General features: G+C 46.9%; 26 protein-coding genes. All 26 read left to right on the forward strand.

Annotation, left to right across the window (positions count from 1 at the left end; all coding sequences use genetic code 11):
- The first annotated feature begins 220 nt into the window (after positions 1-220).
- The 26 genes from REC12_RS05280 (at position 221) to atpH (ending at position 20171) form a co-directional block, all read left to right on the forward strand.
- Positions 221-1303, forward strand: a complete 1083-nt coding sequence (locus REC12_RS05280; protein ID WP_308892770.1) for a lipid II:glycine glycyltransferase FemX — start codon at positions 221-223, stop codon at positions 1301-1303.
- A gap of 4 nt (positions 1304-1307) precedes the next feature.
- A complete protein-coding gene (gene alr, locus REC12_RS05285) occupies positions 1308-2519 on the forward strand; it encodes an alanine racemase (RefSeq protein ID WP_308892771.1) in 1212 nt (403 codons plus the stop codon).
- Between the two features lie 18 nt (positions 2520-2537).
- Entirely contained in the window at positions 2538-2903 is a 366-nt protein-coding gene (locus tag REC12_RS05290) for a response regulator (RefSeq protein WP_308892772.1), read from the forward strand.
- Between the two features lie 160 nt (positions 2904-3063).
- Positions 3064-3750: a hypothetical protein gene (locus tag REC12_RS05295; RefSeq protein WP_308892773.1), complete on the forward strand. Its 687-nt coding sequence runs from the start codon at positions 3064-3066 to the stop codon at positions 3748-3750.
- On the forward strand, positions 3741-4595 hold the full coding sequence (locus tag REC12_RS05300) for a class II fructose-1,6-bisphosphate aldolase (protein WP_308892774.1): 855 nt from the start codon (positions 3741-3743) through the stop codon (positions 4593-4595). Before REC12_RS05295 ends, REC12_RS05300 begins: the two co-directional genes overlap by 10 nt.
- Positions 4596-4616: 21 nt before the next feature.
- On the forward strand, positions 4617-5255 hold the full coding sequence (gene fsa, locus REC12_RS05305) for a fructose-6-phosphate aldolase (protein ID WP_308892775.1): 639 nt from the start codon (positions 4617-4619) through the stop codon (positions 5253-5255).
- A 264-nt stretch (positions 5256-5519) separates the two neighbouring features.
- Positions 5520-6506: a class II fructose-bisphosphatase gene (gene glpX / locus REC12_RS05310; RefSeq protein ID WP_308892776.1), complete on the forward strand. Its 987-nt coding sequence runs from the start codon at positions 5520-5522 to the stop codon at positions 6504-6506.
- 347 nt (positions 6507-6853) lie between these two features.
- Entirely contained in the window at positions 6854-7051 is a 198-nt protein-coding gene (rpmE, locus tag REC12_RS05315; protein WP_014829461.1) for a 50S ribosomal protein L31, read from the forward strand.
- A 153-nt stretch (positions 7052-7204) separates the two neighbouring features.
- Positions 7205-8095 (forward strand): DUF1385 domain-containing protein, encoded by an 891-nt coding sequence (locus tag REC12_RS05320; protein WP_308892777.1) that lies wholly within the window; start codon positions 7205-7207, stop codon positions 8093-8095.
- A 17-nt stretch (positions 8096-8112) separates the two neighbouring features.
- On the forward strand, positions 8113-9183 hold the full coding sequence (prfA, locus tag REC12_RS05325; protein WP_308892857.1) for a peptide chain release factor 1: 1071 nt from the start codon (positions 8113-8115) through the stop codon (positions 9181-9183).
- Positions 9184-9326: 143 nt separating this feature from the next.
- A complete protein-coding gene (gene prmC, locus REC12_RS05330) occupies positions 9327-10172 on the forward strand; it encodes a peptide chain release factor N(5)-glutamine methyltransferase (RefSeq protein ID WP_308892778.1) in 846 nt (281 codons plus the stop codon).
- A gap of 6 nt (positions 10173-10178) precedes the next feature.
- On the forward strand, positions 10179-11225 hold the full coding sequence (locus tag REC12_RS05335) for an L-threonylcarbamoyladenylate synthase (protein WP_308892779.1): 1047 nt from the start codon (positions 10179-10181) through the stop codon (positions 11223-11225).
- 62 nt (positions 11226-11287) lie between these two features.
- The gene (locus REC12_RS05340; RefSeq protein WP_308892780.1) at positions 11288-11872 is read left to right on the forward strand and encodes a manganese efflux pump MntP; all 585 of its coding nucleotides are present in this window, start codon (positions 11288-11290) and stop codon (positions 11870-11872) included.
- Positions 11873-11886: 14 nt separating this feature from the next.
- Positions 11887-12327 carry a low molecular weight protein arginine phosphatase gene (locus REC12_RS05345; RefSeq protein WP_308892781.1) on the forward strand — a complete coding sequence of 147 codons (441 nt, stop codon included), beginning with the start codon at positions 11887-11889 and terminating at the stop codon, positions 12325-12327.
- Positions 12328-12518: 191 nt separating this feature from the next.
- On the forward strand, positions 12519-12968 hold the full coding sequence (gene rpiB / locus REC12_RS05350) for a ribose 5-phosphate isomerase B (RefSeq protein ID WP_308892782.1): 450 nt from the start codon (positions 12519-12521) through the stop codon (positions 12966-12968).
- A 30-nt stretch (positions 12969-12998) separates the two neighbouring features.
- Positions 12999-13559 carry a TIGR01440 family protein gene (locus REC12_RS05355; protein ID WP_308892783.1) on the forward strand — a complete coding sequence of 187 codons (561 nt, stop codon included), beginning with the start codon at positions 12999-13001 and terminating at the stop codon, positions 13557-13559.
- 24 nt (positions 13560-13583) lie between these two features.
- A complete protein-coding gene (glyA, locus tag REC12_RS05360; RefSeq protein WP_308892784.1) occupies positions 13584-14840 on the forward strand; it encodes a serine hydroxymethyltransferase in 1257 nt (418 codons plus the stop codon).
- Between the two features lie 17 nt (positions 14841-14857).
- Complete coding sequence (gene upp / locus REC12_RS05365; RefSeq protein WP_308892785.1) at positions 14858-15487, forward strand: uracil phosphoribosyltransferase; 630 nt, start codon at positions 14858-14860, stop codon at positions 15485-15487.
- Positions 15487-15957, forward strand: a complete 471-nt coding sequence (locus tag REC12_RS05370) for a deoxycytidylate deaminase (protein WP_308892786.1) — start codon at positions 15487-15489, stop codon at positions 15955-15957. The genes upp and REC12_RS05370 overlap by 1 nt, the downstream gene beginning before the upstream one ends.
- Before the next feature lie 53 nt (positions 15958-16010).
- Positions 16011-17132 carry a non-hydrolyzing UDP-N-acetylglucosamine 2-epimerase gene (gene wecB, locus REC12_RS05375; RefSeq protein WP_308892787.1) on the forward strand — a complete coding sequence of 374 codons (1122 nt, stop codon included), beginning with the start codon at positions 16011-16013 and terminating at the stop codon, positions 17130-17132.
- A 212-nt stretch (positions 17133-17344) separates the two neighbouring features.
- Positions 17345-17560 (forward strand): AtpZ/AtpI family protein, encoded by a 216-nt coding sequence (locus REC12_RS05380; protein WP_308892788.1) that lies wholly within the window; start codon positions 17345-17347, stop codon positions 17558-17560.
- The gene (locus REC12_RS05385; RefSeq protein ID WP_308892789.1) at positions 17547-17918 is read left to right on the forward strand and encodes a hypothetical protein; all 372 of its coding nucleotides are present in this window, start codon (positions 17547-17549) and stop codon (positions 17916-17918) included. The genes REC12_RS05380 and REC12_RS05385 overlap by 14 nt, the downstream gene beginning before the upstream one ends.
- A 28-nt stretch (positions 17919-17946) precedes the next feature.
- Complete coding sequence (atpB, locus tag REC12_RS05390; protein ID WP_308892858.1) at positions 17947-18669, forward strand: F0F1 ATP synthase subunit A; 723 nt, start codon at positions 17947-17949, stop codon at positions 18667-18669.
- A 96-nt stretch (positions 18670-18765) separates the two neighbouring features.
- A complete protein-coding gene (gene atpE, locus REC12_RS05395; protein WP_308892790.1) occupies positions 18766-18999 on the forward strand; it encodes a F0F1 ATP synthase subunit C in 234 nt (77 codons plus the stop codon).
- A gap of 111 nt (positions 19000-19110) precedes the next feature.
- Positions 19111-19608, forward strand: coding sequence for a F0F1 ATP synthase subunit B (gene atpF, locus REC12_RS05400; RefSeq protein WP_308892791.1), 498 nt, complete (start codon positions 19111-19113; stop codon positions 19606-19608).
- Positions 19605-20171 (forward strand): ATP synthase F1 subunit delta, encoded by a 567-nt coding sequence (gene atpH / locus REC12_RS05405; RefSeq protein ID WP_308892792.1) that lies wholly within the window; start codon positions 19605-19607, stop codon positions 20169-20171. Before atpF ends, atpH begins: the two co-directional genes overlap by 4 nt.

Consider the following 20171-nt stretch of genomic DNA (forward strand, 5'->3'; position numbering starts at 1 on the left):
TTTCCTTGAGGAGAAGTTGAGGAAGGCTTTTTTGTGTCTATTGAGTAGGCCTGTCTTGAATTTTAACTTACATACAAGAAATAATTATGGAATTCTAACTTAGGAGAGTTCTGCTAAGCCTTAGATTAAGGGGATTGCATGAACTCTTCCTGTATAATAGTGGGTTTTGATTAGCAGGATGAAACCCTGGCAAGAATGGAAAGAGGAGGGAAATAGACAGATGGCTTATGCGGCACGCTGGATTGATCAAAGCGAGCACTCTCGCTTTAATACATTTTTGGCTCAACATCAAAAGGGTCATGTGCTTCAGTCTTGGGAGTGGGGAGAAATTAAGAGCCGTACAGGGTGGGTGCCTTGGAGGCTTATTGTTGAAGAAGATGAGAAAATTGTAGCGGCTGTTTCGATTTTGGAGCGCAAGATCCCCGTTGTGGGAATTCCGATTTTCTATGCCTCACGCGGGCCGGTGCTGGATTGGAGAAATACGGCGCTGTTTGATTTCGTGCTGGTTGAAATTCGCAAGTTAGCCAGGAAACGGGGGGCTATTTTCCTTAAAGTCGATCCGGATGTTTCTTCCGCGGAAAAAGAGTTGGAACAGTTTTTGGTTTCCCGCGGATTTTGCTCTGCGGAGAGCGGCAAAGGGTTTGAGGGTGTTCAGCCCAAATATGTCTTCAGGTTGGATATTTCTCCGGATGAGGCCACATTGTTGGCCAATATGCAGCAAAAGACGCGCTACAATATTCGCTTGGCGCAGAAAAAGGGGGTTCAGATCCGTCGCGGAACACGCGCTGATTTGCCGGAGTTTTACCGGGTTTTGAAAGAGACGACGGAGCGCGATCATTTTTTGGTACGGGCTTATTCTTATTTTGAAGATCTTTATGATTCTTTGGTTCCTGTAGGTTTAGGCGAGTTATTTATCGGGGAATTTGAAGGGAAGGTTATCGCCGGAACACTGGCTTTTGTTATTGGTGACAAGGCCTGGTATATTTATGGGGCATCGTCGAATGCTCATCGCAATGTTATGCCCAATTATCTGATTCAGTGGGAAATGATTCGCTGGGCGAAATCCTTGGGCTGTACTCTTTATGATTTCCGCGGGGTTCCGGGGCATTTGACGGAAGATAACCCGCTCTATGGGCTTTACCGCTTTAAAAAGGGGTTTAACGGAGAGTATACGGAATTTGTCGGCGAATGGGACTTGGTTTACCGGCCGCTTGTTTATTTTTTATGGAACCATTTAGAACCGATTTATTCGGACGTTGTTAAAGGAATTATAGGCAAGTTGCGGAGAGCGCGGAGGGGATAAGGTCATGACGGGAACCTGGATTGAAGTCGATCTTGATGCTGTCGTGGAGAATTATCAGGAAATTACCAAGCATCTCAGACCTGGAGCGCGCTGCATGGCGGTGGTTAAAGCTGATGCCTATGGCCTGGGAGCTGTAGAAACGGCAAAAGCTTTGGAACAGGCCGGGTGCGAGGCTTTTGCCGTTACTAAAGTTGATGAAGGTCTTATTTTGAGAGAGCATGGCATCAAAGGGATTATCTTGGTATTAGGTCCAACGGCTGAAAGAGAATGGCCTCAGGCTATAAAAGCGGAGTTGCAATTGACGCTTTCCGAAATCTCTTGGCTTAAGGCTTTGAACGAAGCAAGTTTGAAATTGGAACAAGAAGGTTTTCCGAAGGTTAAGGTCCATCTTAAACTGGAGACCGGTATGGGACGAACGGGATTTTGGCCTGCGGAGCTGGATGAGTTAGCGGAGGCTTTGGCTCAGGCTCCACATATCCAGGTCGTAGGGGCTTACACTCATTTTGCCCGTGCGGCGCAAAGGGACAAGCAGTATACTTTAAAACAATATGAACAGTTCCAAAGGGCCTTAGGTCGTTTAAAGGCCTTGGGGATTTGCCCGCTTTGGCAGCATGTATGCAATAGTGCAGCCTTTTTGGACTATCCCGAGTGGCATCATGACTTTGTGCGAATTGGGACATTGCTGATTGGCCATTATCCTGGGCCGGGGTTTGGCGGAAAGGTCAAGCTGCGGGACCCTTGGGTCGCTAAAAGCAGGATTGTTCAATTGCGTAAAGTACCGAAAGGTACTTATGTGGGATATCAGAGTATTTATCGTACAAAGTCCGAGACCCAACTGGCGGTGATTCCCGTAGGATATGCGGATGGGTTTGGTCTGGTGCCTCATCTGGTTCCTCAGGGAGGAATTGATTTTTTAAAAATTGTCGTTAAGAATTTAGCGGCTTTATTTGGCATAACTATTGGCCAGGAACGGGTGGAGCTAAAGGGTCAGTCTGTGCGCGTTGCCGGGAAAATAGGAATGCAGCTCACCGTGCTTGATATCGGAATGCTGAAGTGCACTTTAGGTGATGAGGTGGAAATCCCTTTGCGCCGAACATTGGCGAATGCCAGAATCCCTCGAATATATCGACAGGGCGAACAAATATTGTCAAAACGGGTTATAAAAGAAGGAGTTTTGCCAGCATATACAGAATATTCCTCCATGACAGAAACTTGAGGGAAAGGGATGTAGCATGTGGCTAAAATTCTTATTGTCGATGATCAACTTGGGGTAAGGCGACTGCTGTTCGAGACCTTTCGAGAGGATCAACATGAGGTTGAAATGGCCGCTAATGGAGTAGAAGCCCTACGGTTATTTGAATCGTTTGGACCTGATCTTATCTTGATGGATATGAAAATGCCCGGTATGAACGGTTTGGAAACCTTAGCCCAGATACGCGCCTTGAATCATCAAGTTGGTGTGATTATGATGACAGCCTATGGTGATATCCAAAATATGGAGCAAGCAAAAGATTTGGGAATTCTTTGTTACATGGGGAAACCCTTTGACTTATTTGAATTGAGAGAGCGGGTTCGAGAGATTTTAGCAACGATTAGTTAACAATATAGTTTTGGCGGATTTGATTCAATCTCAGGTTGTCCAGACTATTTCCCCGATTATGGCGGGAGCAATTGCTCCCGCCATAATACTTTTTGTTAGCTTTATGGCAGGAAAATCTTTTTACATGACGAAGTATAAGCTGTAGGAAGAGGTGGGAAATATGATTCTAACGACAAACACGACCATAGCAATTCAGTGTTCTCAATGTGGAGAGCTAGAATTTCATGCCATCTCTCTCTTTGCATTTTCTCAACAAGGACGTAAACTTCTGCATTGTGGTTGCGGCCGACAGCTGGTGTCAGTAGCCAGCCGGAACCGTCAACAATTCAATATCAGTTATGCTTGTGCTTACTGTGGGGAGACCCATTATTTAAAATTAAACCGTCATGCCATTTGGGGCAAAGAAGCTTTACCGCTTACTTGTCCTACAGTGGAAGCTTCGGTCGGATATATTGGTCCAAAGCAGAAAGTTACCCAGGCATGTCATGAACGTGAAAAATCCATTGGGGAATTGGCTTTAGAGTTAGGTTATCAGGAAGAGTTTGAGAACCCGGAGGCAATGCTTCGGATTTTGGACCACCTTCACTTATTGGCCAAGCAAGGAGATTTAGGCTGTGCCTGTGGCAATCATCAGCTATCTTTTGAGTTATTGCCGGATCGGATTGAGTTATATTGTGAATGCTGTGAAGCGGTGGGAGTTATTTATGCGGACAGCGCGGACAATGTGCGACAGGTTGAAGGCATAAATTCAATGTATCTTGAAGAAAATAAGACTTGGAGAATCAACAGTCCGCTGCGTGGTCAGCATCTCTCTAAAACGAACAAGGAGGAAGAAAAATGGCGTTAGTTTCAATGGTAGAGTTATTAGAAAAGGCACAAAAAGAGCATTATGCGGTGGGGGCATTTAATTGTAATAACATGGAAATAATTCAGGCAATCGTAGCAGCAGCGGAGGCCGAGCAGGCACCCGTAATCATTCAGGCGAGCCAAGGCGCCATTAAATATGCGGGAATCGAGTACATAACGGCTTTAACAAAAGTTGCCGCTGAAAAGGCAAAGGTCCCCATTGCCTTGCATTTGGACCATGGTACCAGTTTTGCTCAGGTCATGCAGTGTGCCCGCAACGGCTTTTCTTCCGTAATGATTGATGGATCGAAGCACCCATTAGAAGATAACATTGCTCTGACGAACAAGGTTATTGAGGCGGTTCGGCCTATGGGGCTTTCTGTGGAAGCTGAGCTCGGAAAGATCGGAGGGACAGAAGATGACATCACGGTGAGTGAACGTGAGGCCTTGTTTACCGATCCCGCTGAAGCTGAACATTTTGTTCAGGCCACACAGGTTGACGCCTTAGCCATTGCCATTGGAACTGCCCACGGACAATATAAGGGAATACCAAAACTGGATTTTGAGCGTTTAAGCGAAATTGTGAAACGAGTGACAACGCCTATCGTATTGCACGGTTCTTCCGGCGTTCCTGACGAGGCGCTTCGTGAAGCGATTTCCAGAGGAGTCTGCAAAGTTAACATTGATACTAATATTCGGGAAGCCTTTGTTCTGGCATCCCGTCAAGTGCTCAATGCAAGTCCCAAAGAAATTGATCCCAGAAAAATGTTGGGTCCGGCTCGGGAAGCTGCGACCGCAATCATCCGTGAAAAAATCAGAGTTTTTGGCAGCAACGGAAAAGCTTAACCCCAGAAAGAAGGTAGAGTCATGCAGTTTTTTTTAGATACGGCAAATCTTGAAGAGATAAAAAAGGCTTGGGACATGGGAGTGATTGCGGGTCTCACAACAAACCCCAGTTTAGTAGCTAAGGAAGGTAAAGACTTTTATGAACTGCTTAACGCGGTCACTGGGATTGTCGATGGTCCGATTAGTGCGGAGGTTATCGCTCTTGATTATGAGGGCATGTTGCGGGAAGCTCGTGACCTTGCAGGAATTCATCCCAATATTGTCGTGAAAATACCGATGACTGAGGAAGGGCTTAAGACCGTAAAGACGTTAAGTGCCGAGAATATTAAAACAAACGTTACGCTTATCTTTAGCGCGAACCAAGGGCTGCTGGCGGCAAGGGCAGGTGCTACCTATGTCAGTCCGTTTTTAGGACGTCTTGACGATATTGGAGAAAATGGGCTGAACTTGGTGGCGGATTTGAGCGAGATTTTCCAAGTCCATAATCTTGGAACGAAGATTATTGCTGCAAGTATCCGTAATCCTGTTCATGTTACTGAGGCCGCTAAGCTGGGTGCGGATTATGCGACAGTGCCGTTTTCTGTTCTGAGACAATTGTTTCGCCATCCTCTGACGGATGCAGGGATTGAAAAGTTTCTCGCAGATTGGAAAAAACAATAAAAAATCAGCTTTGGAAAGCATGAGAATTGTTTCCAAAGGGGTAATGTGTGGCATCAGCAAATTCGGCAACGGATTGGTTGATGCCAACCTTTTTATAAAGTTAACTGCAATCTTCTCGTATAGAGCGGTTGAAAACGCTTTAAAAGTATGTCACAATAAGATTGAAAGAGAGTAAATGTGATACATATTGAAGCAGAGAGTGCGTATCGAGTTGCTGCAATGTGAATATCTGGACAAGATACAAAATAAGAGGGGGCTATAACATTGGAACGTGAACTTACGATGGAATTTGCAAGGGTTACCGAAGCTGCTGCTTTAGCATCGGCGCGCTGGGTAGGACTGGGTGATAAAGAAGCGGCTGATAACGCTGCGGTCGAAGCAATGCGATCAGTATTTGATACAATTCACATGGATGGAACAGTAGTCATCGGGGAAGGGGAGATGGATGAAGCTCCGATGCTCTACATCGGGGAACGCGTTGGCAATGGGGAAAGCCCGGAACTAGACGTTGCCGTAGACCCTTTGGAAGGCACAAATATCGTTGCTAAAGGAGTGGCCGGAGCTATTGCCGTTGTGGCTATCGCTAAAAAAGGCTGCTTATTGCATGCTCCCGACATGTATATGGACAAAATCGCAGTTGGGCCGGCTGCTGCGGGGAAGATTAGTTTAGACGCACCCGTTGCGGAGAACGTTGCCAACGTGGCTAAAGCCTTGGGAAAAAGTATCTGCGACATGACGGTTGTGATCCTGGATCGGCCCCGCCATCAGAAACTGATTCAAGAAGTACGCGCCTGCGGGGCAAGGGTTCGGCTCATTACGGACGGGGATGTTTCTCCTGCTGTGGCTTGTGCTTTTGAGGATACCGGGGTGGATATGATGATGGGGATAGGCGGAGCGCCGGAAGGGGTTCTGGCCGCCGCCGCCCTGCGCTGTATGGGCGGAGAAATGCAAGGGCGACTGTGGCCGGAAAATGAGGAGGATGTCGCCAGGGCAAAAGCGCTGGGGATTGAGGATGTTCATAAATTATTGCTCATGGATGATCTGGTGAGCAGTGACGATGTTTTTTTTGCCGCAACAGGAATTACGGAAGGTTCTTTGCTGAAGGGTGTAACTTTTACTGCTAAAGGCGCTTTAACCCATACTGTCGTTATCCGGGGGAAATCCGGAACCGTTCGCTTTATTGAGGCACGTCACCGTTTTGACAAGAAGCCGCAATATGCCATGAAAGGCTGTCTGGACAATCCGGTGTAAATTAAACGGTCCGATTGTGAGGAGAATGCCCTGATTCGGCGAAGGAATATTCATACCTGCGGGTAGTTCTTTTAGCTTTAGATAATATAATGAAGCATTTTCCAACAGGAAAGCGACGACTTGGTCCAGTTACCGGGAGCGTCGCTTTCCTGCTCCTTGTAATTTGTTAAAACAAACGAATGATGAATGTAAACTTGCATACAATACCATGGATAGCTAAAAGAGAGCCTGTGAAGTCTTGACCTTACAATATTTCTTATGCTAAAATAGTAAGAGTTGACTGGAATCGTGTTATGAACGGGTGCGGCAAAAAGCGCCTCGATCCAAGTGGGAAAGAAGGTGAAGACATGAAAGAGAAAATTCACCCGAAATACGAACAAACCACTGTGACATGCGCTTGCGGAGAAGTTATTCACACAGCAAGCACTAAAAAAGACATCAAAGTGGAAATTTGTTCGAAATGCCATCCCTTTTATACCGGGGTACAGCGGTTTGTTGATGCCGGCGGACGGGTTGATCGGTTTAAAAAGAAATATGGGATGTAAACAACGGCCTGCGGTCGTTGCTGGTGGAAGAGCAGAGCGCAAGCTCTGCTTTTTGCGTAAATAATGAGGTATCAGGACAGATAGCACATGTCTCTTGTCAAGAGCATAATTTATTATGGTCCGTAGGAAAACCAAACGTAAGGAGAGCTGAGGATGGGTAGACCAGTCCAATATGGTGGTCAGGCGGTCATAGAGGGAGTCATGATGCGCGGGCCTCAGGAGAGTGCTATTGCCGTCAGGCTGCCAAACGGCGAGATTGAGGTTACATGTGTCAAAATCCATCCTTGGGCCACAAGATCAATTTTGAAATTGCCTATAATTCGAGGATTCGTGGCACTTGTAGACTCTTTGATCGTGGGAACGCGTGCCCTGACGTTTTCGGCTAATCGTTCTATGGGAGAAGAAGAGGGCGAACAAAAGGATGAAGAGCTCGGTTTCTGGGAACTAGCTTTAACGATCGGCTTGGCCTTTGGCTTGGGGTTGGTGTTTTTTGTCGGTTTGCCAACGGGAATAGCTCATTTGCTCCGAGGAAAAATAACCGGCACTCTTTGGCAAAATCTTTTCGAGGGAGCAATACGTTTGGCGGTGTTTTTTATTTATATCGTCATGATCTCCCGGCTAAAGGATATTCAAAGGGTCTTCCAATACCACGGCGCTGAGCATAAAGCAATTTTTACCTACGAAGCCGGGAAAGACCTGACGGTGGAAAACGCACGTCCCTTTCCCAGACTGCACCCGAGATGCGGTACAAGTTTTCTGCTGATTGTGGTCGTTGTAAGCATCTTCGTTTTTGCCTTTGTCGGTTTGCATCCCTTGTGGTGGCGCATTCTTTCGCGTATATTGCTGATGCCGTTGGTTGCCGGCCTTGCTTATGAAATCCTGAAATTTTCGGCACGGCATTTAGAATCGCCCTGGTTTCATTGGCTTATAGTCCCGGGTTTGTTATTGCAAAAGTTAACAACACGCGAGCCAGACGATGCCCAGCTCGAAGTAGCTTTGGCCTCTTTAAAAGGTGTCTTAGATTCAGGTCAGGAACTTACGTAAATTTTGGGGTGTGAATGATGTTAGAGAAACTTTATGAAATAGAACGGAAATATGATGAGCTTACCGAGCTTCTCAGCGACCCGGAGATTATTTCCAATCAGACAGAATGGCAGAAATTTGCCAAAACCCAGGCTGGAATGACAAATCTTGTTACGGCCTTTCGAGAGTATCAAGATGTTTTGCGTGAATTAGAAGAAACGGAAAATTTGCTGCAAGAAAAGCTCGACCCCGAAATGCAGGAAATGGCCGAACAGGAACGAGAGGAATTGCGCGGCCGTTCCCAAGAGCTAGAAGAAACAATGCGTGTCTTACTTTTGCCCAAAGATCCTAATGACGAGAAAAATGTCATTATGGAAATTCGCGCGGGAGCAGGTGGTGACGAAGCGGCTCTGTTTGCGGGAGACCTCTATAAGATGTATACTCGCTATGCCGAAGAGCAGGGGTGGAGAACGGAGGTTCTCAGCGCCAACTATACGGATATCGGCGGCTATAAAGAAATTATCTTTATTGTGGAGGGCTATGGAGCCTACAGTAAATTGAAATTCGAAAGCGGGGTTCACCGGGTTCAGCGGATTCCTTCGACGGAGTCCGGCGGAAGAATTCACACGTCTACGGCAACGGTTGCCGTTCTTCCGGAAGCAGAAGAGGTGGAGGTTTCTATTAATCCCAACGATTTGCGCATTGATATTTTCTGTTCCAGCGGACCGGGGGGCCAGTGTGTCAATACCACTCAATCCGCTGTGCGGATTACCCATTTGCCTACGGGAATTATTGCTACGTGTCAGGATGAGAAATCCCAGCTTAAGAATAAAGAAAAGGCCCTGCGCGTATTGCGTGCTCGCATTTTGGAAAAAGCTCAAGAAGAGGCCATAGGAGAACAGGCCTCTGAACGCCGAAGTCAGGTGGGCACAGGAGACCGGAGTGAACGGATTCGGACCTATAACTTTCCTCAAGGACGGGTGACAGACCATCGTATAGGCCTTACCCTGCATCGTCTGGAGACAATTTTAGCGGGAGATATGGAAGAAATCATCCAGGCCTTAATTACGTCAGACCAAGCCGAACGCTTGAAAAACGAGATAGCTTAGCCTAAATTTATTGCTTTCGGTTTCAGGGGCTGGTTCCCGGAATTAGGGAGCAATGAAAAATTAAGATGTTAATCGTCAAGAAAAATATGTATTTGGGTTTCTGAATTTCGAATCTCGAATACCGGGCCGGGGGTCTAGCGTCATTGAATATACTGGAAGGAATGCGTTGGGGAGAAAAGCAGCTTCTGGCTAAGAAGGTCGATAATCCCCGTTTTGACGCGGATATCTTATTAGCAGGAATTCTCAAGGTTTCCCGCGACAGACTTTATTTGGAACGGGATCGCTTATTAAAGCAAAATGAAGAAACTGCGTTCAGAGAGTGGATAAGCCGGCGCTCTGAGCATGAGCCTCTGCAATATATTTTGCAGCGTCAAGAGTTTATGGGCCTTGTGTTTTATGTTGATGAACGAGTGTTAATTCCTCGTGCGGACAGTGAGATTCTGGTGGAAAAGTGGCTTGAACTGGTGCACTTAGACGAAGCGCGAGGGTTGAAGCCGAACACGAAAGTTGCTGATCTCTGTACCGGAAGCGGAGCACTTGCTATTTCCATGGCGCATTATTTTTCTGGTTCAAAGGTGGTAGGCACAGACCTTTCTCCGGATGCTTTAGCGGTGGCGCGTCAGAATGGGGTCAACCTGGGTGTCGCAGTGGAATGGCGCCAAGGAGATTTTACGGCGCCGATCCGGGAAGAGAAGTGGGATTGGATCGTTTCCAATCCCCCCTATGTCTCAAGAGATGATTATCTCCTGTGTGCTCCGGAGATCTTGCGCGAACCATCCATGGCTTTTTTAGGTGGACAAGATGGTTTGGAGTTTTATCGCCGACTGGCTGAAGAAGCCGGGTTTCTTTTGAATCAGGAAGGTAAAATTTTGTTGGAAATCGGATGGGATCAAGCGGAATCTGTCGGGGAAATTTTTCAAAAGAGGGGTTTCGCTACCCAGGTCTTCCCGGACTTAGCAGGACGGGACCGGGTGATCTTAGCGAGGTGAACGTCAATGCAGACAAAACGAGCTTATATAGATGGGATTTGCCCAGAATCCGAACTAATTCAAGAAGCCGCGAATTGGCTTCGCAGGGGGGAACTTGTGGCTTTTCCCACGGAAACGGTTTATGGCTTAGGAGCAAACGCCCTTGATGCCTTGGCCTGTGCCAAAATCTTTGCCGCCAAAGGGAGACCTCAGGATAATCCTTTGATTGTACATGTTTGCAGCCGAGCTATGGCTGACACCTTGGTCGATGTATGGACAGCGGAGGCCGAGCTGTGTGTTCAGCATTTCTGGCCCGGACCGCTAACATTGATCTTGAAAAAAAGATCAGTCATACCGGATGTCGTTACAGCTGGTTTACCGTACTTGGCCTTGCGTATGCCCAGTCATCCGGTAGCGCTGCGCTTAATCGAAGAGACTGGGTTGCCTATAGCAGCTCCGAGTGCCAATAAATCCGGAAAGCCGAGTCCGACCAGGGGAAGTCACGTCTGGCGGGATATGAGGGGAAAAATTCCCCTGATTCTCGATGCCGGGGCTTGTCCGGTAGGCGTAGAGTCAACCGTGCTTGATTTAAGCGGAGATGTGCCAATGATTCTGCGTCCTGGCGGAGTTTCGCGGGAACGGTTGGAAGACCTGCTGGGCGAGGTTCGGGTGGATACTCCGAAGGAAAACCAAGTTCCTAAAGCTCCCGGCATGAAATATCGGCACTATGCTCCTCAAGGGGAGATGATAGTGCTGGTCGGTCCACCCGAACGAATCGTGCAGCGTATAGATCAAGAAATTAAACGCGGACATTCACGCCTAAAAAAAGTGGGAATCCTTTGTACACTGGAGAGTGCCCCCTTTTTACACCCCCTTCTTCCCGACCTTCTCTTCGTACTGGGATCAAAAGATCGTCCGGAAGAAGTAGCCGGAAGCTTGTTTGAGGGGCTCCGACTCTGTGACGAAAGGGGTATGGATCTGATTTTGGCTGAAGGAATAGAGGAAACAGGCCTGGGAGCCGCAGTCATGAACCGTTTGCTGAAAGCGGCGGGCCAAAGGATTGAATACATCTGACGCAATCCCGTCTAATAGACCCTTTCCCTAGCATATACTTAGTGAGAACGGAGGGAAGGGTATTGAATTTAGTATGGGTTATCGCTTTGGCTGTCGCTTTAGGCAGCGATGCATTCTCTTTATCCCTGGCGATTGGCTTGTCTGGAATCAGGAAAGGTTTAATGCTGAAATTTATCCTTGTAGTAGGCCTTTTTCATGTGGTCATGCCTTTGAGCGGGATGGTATTAGGCCAGGCTTTGGGAACAATCCTGGGTCAATTTGCGAGCTGCATTGGTGCTTTGGTGATCATTGGTTTAGGGGGACATATGCTGTATAAGGTTTATCGACCCACAGAAGAGAGCTTTTCCTTTAGTCGAGCCAAAGAAGCCTTGGTGCAGAAAAAATTGTTTATGGACATCTCCTATAAGGGCTGGAGCCTTTATGTGTTGGCTGCCAGTGTTAGTTTAGACGCCTTAAGTGTCGGGTTTTCGCTGGGAACCTTTGGGGTCAATATTTTGCTGACAGTTGCAGTTATTGGCTTCACAGCAAGTGCAATGACCGGAGTGGGTTTGGTGCTGGGGCGGGTAATGGGTACAAGGCTGGGAGATAGGGCGGAACTATTCGGCGGTCTGGCCTTGCTCCTGATCGGATTTAAATTGTTTTTTTAATGAGGTGGGTCATTATGGGGTTAAAGTTATTGTTCATATGCACAGGCAATACTTGCCGCAGTCCAATGGCTGAAGGGCTGGCCCACGAGCTATTGGGAGAAGGCGTTCAAGTCAGCTCGGCAGGAATGGAAGCCTGGGAAGGTGATAAGGCGAGCCCTCAAGCCTTAAAGGTGCTTAAGGAACGCAATGTGGATTTGTCCGATCATCGTTCCAGGAGAGTCAGCCTTGAGCTACTATCCGGGGCGGATTGGATTATTCCCATGACTCAGGCCCAAGAAGAAAGTCTTAAACGTCGTTTTCCGCAATTCGCTCCAAAAATTCGTTGCTTAGGAGAATGGGGAGAGAGGCCTTATGATATTCGAGATCCTTGGATGGGATCTGTCTCTGAATATCGCCAGACGGCGTTGGAAATTGAAGAGTTATTGCGTTCGCTGAAAGAGCAGCTAAAACTTTAGCTGGCAATAAGGTGAATAGCTATTTCTCTCAATCGTCCGAAGGCATAAGATGGCTAAAAGATGTCCACACTAGCGACGTTGTCGCTATTTTTTATACTGTCAGAAAGTATAAACTTCATTAATACTTTTTGCAGGGATTTGTAACTGATTGTAGAATTTAATAATTACCTAGAAGAGATGGAGGAATTGACGTGCGAGTTGTGCTGGGAGCAGATCATGGCGGGTATGAGCTTAAAGAAGCTATTCGTACCCATTTAGAGGCACAAGGTTTTAAGATTCTTGACGTAGGAACTCACTCGAAGGACTCTGTGGATTATCCGGTTTATGGTTTTGCCGTTGGGGACGCAGTCTTGAAAGGTGAGGCAGATTTAGGAATTGCCATATGCGGAACAGGGCAAGGTATTTCTATGACCGCAAATAAGCTTCCGGGAATTCGCTGTGCCGTTTGTAGTGAGACGTTTTCTGCAAGAATGGCCCGAGAACATAACAATGCCAATGTTTTAGCCTTAGGCGGCAGAGTGACAGGTGTAGGGCTTGCTCTTGATATAGTGGACATTTTTTTAAAAACGGAGTTTGCCGGAGGGAGACATGCCCGGCGGATCAATCTGATTACTGAGATTGAGCTGGGTAAGAAAATCTGAGCCTTAACCTCGGAAGGAGGATTTTTGCCCGTGGAAAAAAATGCTTCGCAAAGGCTTCGGGAATTGGAGAAGGACTGGAAAGAAATACTGGACAGCTTTTTCCAACAAGTAACGATGCGTTCACAGCAGATTCTCGTCATAGGGTGCAGCACCAGTGAAGTGCTCGGGCAGCGCATAGGGCAGGGAAGCAGTCTGGATGTTGCCGGGATATTGCTGCCGCTGTTATTGGAGCATGTTAGAGAGAAAGATATTTATTTAGCTGTCCAGGGATGTGAGCATATTAATCGAGCGCTGGTTGTGGAAGAGGCCTGCGCAGAACATTATGGCCTGGAAATCGTCACAGTGCGTCCCGCGCTGCATGCTGGAGGAGCAATGACAGTTAAAGCCTGGGAGTTATTCTCTTCGCCGGTTATGGTTGAACGTATTCAAGGACATGCAGGTATAGACGTGGGAGATACTTTTATCGGTATGCATCTGCGACCGGTCGCAATACCTATTCGGATTCAGGTTAAAGAATTAGGAGAAGCTCATTTAACTCTGGCTCGCACCCGCCCGCGCCTTATCGGCGGTCCTCGGGCAGTGTACGAATAACTAAACGATAGGAGCGAAAACATCATGGATTATATCAATCAATGGGTGAAACCTCTAGACCCGGAAGTTGCCAAAGCAATCGAACAAGAAGAGAACCGCCAAAGACAGACAATTGAACTCATTGCTTCTGAGAATTTTGTCAGCCGGGCGGTGCTAGCGGCTCAGGGCTCGGTTCTTACCAATAAGTATGCCGAGGGATACCCGGGAAAACGATACTACGGCGGATGTGAGTATGTTGATGTTGTAGAGAATTTAGCCAGAGAACGCGTTAAAAAAATATTTGGGGCAGAACACGCTAACGTCCAGCCCCATTCGGGTTCTCAAGCTAATATGGCCGTTTATTTCGCCATGTTAAAGCCTGGGGATACCGTGTTAGGCATGAATTTGTCCCATGGAGGGCATTTGACCCATGGAAGCCAGGTAAATATCTCCGGAGTTTATTTCAACTTCGTGCCTTATGGGGTTGACGAGAAAACAGAACGTATCGATTATGAGATGGTACGGAAGCTGGCACACGAGCATCATCCTAAATTAATTGTTGCAGGGGCAAGCGCCTATCCGCGAATTATAGATTTTGCCCAACTGCGGGAAATTGCCGATGAAGTCAATGCTCTATTTATGGTTGACATGGCTCATTTTGCCGGGCTTGTAGCCGCCGGTGTCCATCCCTCTCCCGTGCCTTACGCTCACTTTGTGACTTCGACAACTCATAAGACCCTGAGAGGTCCGCGCGGAGGCTTAATCCTCTGCAAGGAAGAATTTGCTCAAGCAATTGATAAAGCCATCTTTCCCGGAATCCAAGGAGGTCCTCTGATGCATGTCATTGCCGCTAAAGCGGTGGCTTTTGGCGAGGCCCTCAAACCGGAATTTAAAGAGTATCAGCAAAGAATCGTGGAAAATGCCCGAGCCTTGGCACAAGCTCTTGTGGAAAAAGGATTCCGCCTGGTTTCGGGAGGAACGGATAACCATCTGATGCTTGTGGATGTGCGGCCCAAAGGGTTAACCGGCAAAGATGCCGAACATATTCTCCACGAAGTGGGCATCACGGTCAACAAAAACACCATACCTTTTGAGACAGCAAGCCCCTTTGTGACCAGTGGAATTCGAATTGGCACTCCGGCGGCTACCACTCGGGGCATGACACCTCAGGCTATGGTTCGAATCGCTGAGGCCATGGACCTTGCCTTGACCTCACACCATGAACCTGATAAACTAGCGAAGGCACGGGAAATCGTCAGTGCTTTATGTGCTGAGTATCCCTTATACGCTAATTTAGATTAGGAGTTGAAACCAGTACCATGGCAAAACTTCAAGTTCTTGACCATCCGTTAATTCAACATAAGTTATCGCTAATTCGCGATGAAAAGACAGGCTCAAAAGAATTCAGGGAACTCGTAGAGGAAGTCGCCATGTTGATGGCTTATGAGGTAACCCGTGATTTTCCCCTTCAGGAAGTTGAAGTGCAAACTCCGGTGGCACTTGCCAGAACCAAAGTGATCGCCGGGCGAAAAGTCGGCTTAGTCCCCATACTTCGTGCCGGTCTGGGCATGGTGGATGGAATGCTCCGGTTGATTCCTGCGGCCAAGGTCGGACATGTTGGCTTGTATCGGGACCCGGAAACTTTATCCCCTGTGGAATATTACTGCAAACTTCCCAGTGACATTGCCGATCGGGATTTGATCGTTATTGACCCGATGCTGGCTACGGGAGGTTCGGCTACGGCCGCCATCACGTTTTTAAAAGAGCGCGGAGCCAAGAATATTAAATTGATGTGTCTGATTGCTGCCCCCGAAGGTATAAAAGCTGTGCAAACTGCGCATCCTGATGTTGATATTTTTGTTGCCGCGGTCGATGAACGCTTGAATGATCACGGCTATATTATCCCTGGACTTGGCGATGCCGGGGACCGCTTGTTTGGAACAAAATGATGACTCAGGGAAAACGTCCAAGCTGGAATAGCTATTTTATGCAAATGGCCCAAGTGGTTGCGGGCCGCTCAACTTGCTTGCGGCGCCAGGTTGGGGCTGTGGTTGTCAAGGACAAGCAAATTTTAAGTACAGGATACAACGGGAGCCCTTCGGGGCTCCGGCATTGCGTTGAGCTTGGTTGTTTGCGGCAGAGCTTGAGCGTTCCTTCAGGGGAACGCCATGAGATCTGCCGTGCTGTACATGCGGAACAAAACGCTTTGGTGCAGGCTGCGAAGCATGGAGTCGCTATTGCGGGAGCAGATCTTTATACAACCCATCAGCCTTGCGTACTTTGTACAAAATTGCTGATTAACGTTGGAATTAAACGAGTGTTCTACCATTATCCTTATCCGGATCAACTAGCGGTGGAGATGGCTATGGAAGCAGGGCTTGAACTAATACATTTTAAAGAGGATATCCCCAACCCGTAGCTTTTCTCCCCCTCCTAATCAATTGAGGATATTCAATCGAAAGGAGTAACCATGTGATCAATCGAAAAAAGGTGATGGTGGTGTTTGGCACACGCCCGGAAGCTATCAAAATGGCTCCTGTGATTCAAGCCCTCAGGCAAAGAGAATCAATTCACTGTCAGATCACCGTGACAGCTCAGCACCGTGAGATGCTGGATCAGGTATTGAAATTGTTTAAAATAGTGCCTGATTTCGATCTTAATCTTATGAAACAGGGGCAAACCTTAACAGAGATTACAACGCGTGCTCTTAACGGGCTGCAAGAGATTTTTCAGCGCGAACTGCCTGATCTTGTTCTTGTGCACGGAGATACAACAACTACATTTGCGGCCGCTCTGGCAGCTTTTTATACGCAAATTCCCATTGGGCATGTTGAAGCCGGTTTGCGTACAGGCAATAAGTATTCGCCCTTTCCGGAAGAGATGAATCGCAGATTAGCAGGCGTCTTAACAGATTTTCATTTTGCGCCGACTGCAACGGCCCAAAGGAATCTCCTGCAAGAGGGAATCCCGCCCGAAAAAGTGTTTGTAACGGGCAACACAGTGGTTGATGCTTTATTGGCAACGGTAAAGCCGGACTACAGCTTTCTTGATCCGGAGATCCAAGCTATTGTAAACCGGGGAGAGAGCTCGCGAATGGTTCTTGTCACAACACATCGCAGGGAAAATCTCGGTGAGCCAATGCGGCAGATTTATCAGGCTTTACAAAAAATGCTCGAGGTTTTTCCGGATACATATGTTGTATTTCCGGTACATAAAAACCCTAAAGTTCGAAAAGTGGTCACTGAAGTATTGGGAAATGATCCTAAGGTCTTTCTTGTGGAGCCCTTAGACTATGAGCCATTTGTAAATCTAATGGCACGTTCGCATTTGATCTTGACAGATTCGGGAGGAATTCAAGAGGAGGCTCCCTCATTGGGGATACCTGTTTTAGTGGTCAGGGATACAACAGAACGGCCTGAAGCTGTGGAAGCGGGGACTGTTTCACTCGTCGGAACCGGATATGACAGCGTTCTCAAGGAACTGAAGCGGCTTCTGAGCAGTAAAGGCGCTTATCAGAAAATGGCGGCAGCTCATAATCCTTATGGGGACGGGCATTCAGGCGAACGAATCGCAAAAATCATTATAGGAAATTGATATGACAATAGAAATATACTATGTATAAAATAGCACAAAGTCTTGTAAAAGTATGTTACAATGGCATAGGACAATAGTGAAACGTATCAGAAAAAGTTTGAAGGGAATATTATGAATAGTCTTGCTGAACATAATGCAAGCAAGAGTGTTAATTTAGCCTCGCAAAAGTAGTTACTAGTACATAGCAAAGGACGAAGAATGTGGCGGGGAATATGAGATCATGGCAAAAAGCAGTTGCCATAGGCTCGAGTATTGCAACAACATTAGCCGGGTTGGTCGGAGGGGGATATTTCCTGGGACGTAACCTTGATGTCCGTTGGGGAACTTTTCCGTGGCTGACTATTGGCTTAATGCTGGGCGGACTGGCGTTGGGTGCAGTTACTCTGGTAATTTCTTTAAAAGAGTGGGCAACAGATGATAAGAAGTAGCTTAGTAGCCTTTTGGGGCGGAACTGCCTGTCTATTACTGGGATTTGCCGTGACAGGTTATCAAAATTTGCTGGGCAGCCTAATCGGGTACTGGACAGGATTCGGCTATACCATATGGGTATATCGCGACACGCTTATCAGTTCAGAACTTGATATTCGCTCGGCAATTGGCAAGATGCGCCGTAGTTTTTTTTCTCGCTTAGGAGTGGTTACGCTTGTTGTCGTCGCTGTTGGACGCTTCCAAAGGAATTGGCTTCTGAGTTTAGCTTTGGGGATTGCTGTGGGGTTGATTATTTCATTCATCACCGTTGCAATACAAAGAATTCAAGGAGAAAGGGGGGAGGAAAAAAGTGGATGAAGGAACAGTTCTCTGGCACTTAGGAAATATGACCTTTCACGCGCGAACCTTAATCAACACTTGGCTTGTAATGCTTGCTATTCTAATTTTTTGTTTTTTAGGCGTCCGACATCTCACCAGCGGCAAACCTGGTAAAATGCAGAATGTTTTGGAATGGATTGTAGATTTCGTCAAAAACTTAGTATCTGACAATATGAATTACGAACAGGGACGTCCGCTTCTCGGCTATTTATTAACGCTGATCATGTTTGTCTTCTTTTCCAATATGGTCAGTGTGATCCCGAACTTAACGTTTGGCCTTTTTGAACATTTTGATATACACTTTGCCCAGTTGGACAAAATCTTTGATGCAAAAGAATATTTTTCGGCGGCACCTACCTCAGATATTAATGTTACAGGGGCTCTGGCTTTGTTGACCATCTTTTTGGTTATATTTTTGGGAGTCAAAACCAAGGGACTTCACTATTTCCATCACTTTGTAGAGCCTTTCAAGGTCTTTGCGATCATTCACATCATCGATATGCTGGCGAAGCCATTGACGCTTGCTTTTCGTCTATTTGGCAACATATTTGCAGGCGAGATCCTTGTCAAGGTTATTTGGATGTTACCGGGATTCAGTGTTCTTCCAGGGATCATACCGCAGGTAATCTGGCTGGCTTTCAGTATCTTTATTGGGGCCATTCAGGCTTACGTCTTCACGGTATTGACGACGGCTTACATATCTCAAGCCGTAACACCCTCTGAACATTAAAAAACTATTTCAAGGGTTAGTTTTCAGTGATGCTCAGTAATCACTGAGGGAATAATTCTTACAATTTATCGGAATTAAGAAAGGAGGAAAATCTTTATGAATCCGCAAGCTGCTGCTGCACTTGGTGCAGGAATCGCTGCTGGACTTGCAGCCTTAGGGGCATCAATCGGTAATGGTAATGTTATTAGCAAAACGGTGGAGGGCATTGCCCGTCAGCCGGAAGCCAAAGCTACATTACAATCCACCATGTTCATCGGAGTTGGCTTGGTTGAGGCTTTACCACTCCTTAGCTGGGTCGTTGGTCTGTTGCTGATGTTTACTGTGAAGTAAGTTCGTTTGATGGGCTAACGAATTGCGCCTATCTTAATCAAGGGGGGACGAAAGTTCCCCCTTGAAAAAAATCATCGCGACGTCAATCAGACTCGAGAGGGGGGTAGACCATTGGGTGGGAATCCTATTCAATTTGACTATACGGTAGTGGCTACAATTATATCGTTCCTGCTGCTCGTTTGGCTGCTTAAAGCAAAGGCCTGGGGGCCGTTAATGTCAATAATGGAAGAACGGCGGACTCATATCGAATCCATGATTTCTCAGGCGGAAAATGAACGAAAACAGGCTGAGCAAATAAAACGCGAATATCAAGAGGAAATGCGTAAGGCTCGTCAGGAAGCTCAAGAGGTGATCGCCAAAGCGACAAAGGTGAGCGAAGTGCGAGCGGCTGAGATTTTGGCTGAATCCCACGAGGAAGCTGAGAAAATCAAGAAATCTGCCCTTGTTGACATTGAACGTGAACGGGATCGCGCGATTTCTGAAGTTAAAGCACAAGTTGCGGATCTTTCAGTTCTTGTGGCGGAAAAAATTATTCGTCAAAAGCTCGATATTAAGGGTCAAGGAGCTCTCATTGAACAATTCATTCAAGAAGTAGGCGAAATGCAATGATAAACGGATCACTTGCTCGCAGGTACTCTCAGGCCTTGTTTGAAATTGCTTCTCAGACCTCCCTTGACACTATCGATGCTGATCTGCGTGAACTCACGAAATTAATAGAAGAAAATGAAGAAGTTAAAAGCACGTTGCTTCATCCCCATGTCTCATTAAATGTCAAAAAGTCAATTATGGATAAGTTATTGGGGGATGACTTCAGTGAAATAACTCGTAACTTTTTCTATTTGTTAATTGATAAGAAGAGAGAAAATCTCTTGCCTTTCATTCAACGTGAGTTTTCCAAATTGGCGGATGAAGCGCGTCAAGTGGTAGAGGCTAAAGTGGCCAGCGCCATTGAACTGAGTGCTTCCCAGCTTGAAGGTCTCAAAAAGGCCATAGGGCGAATGACAGGAAAAGATGTCCGCATTAAAAGCGAAGTTCGAGGTGAACTCATCGGTGGGGTTCTAATACAAGTCGGAGATCGTGTGATGGACGGAACCATCGCCCATGCTTTAAATAGAATGCGTGAGGATTTACGCAGAACCTCAGAGAAACCTCAGGAAGTAGGGGTGAAATAA

Origin of the sequence: Candidatus Desulfosporosinus nitrosoreducens (assembly GCF_030954495.1) — a bacterium.
Classification (GTDB): domain Bacteria; phylum Bacillota; class Desulfitobacteriia; order Desulfitobacteriales; family Desulfitobacteriaceae; genus Desulfosporosinus; species Desulfosporosinus nitrosoreducens.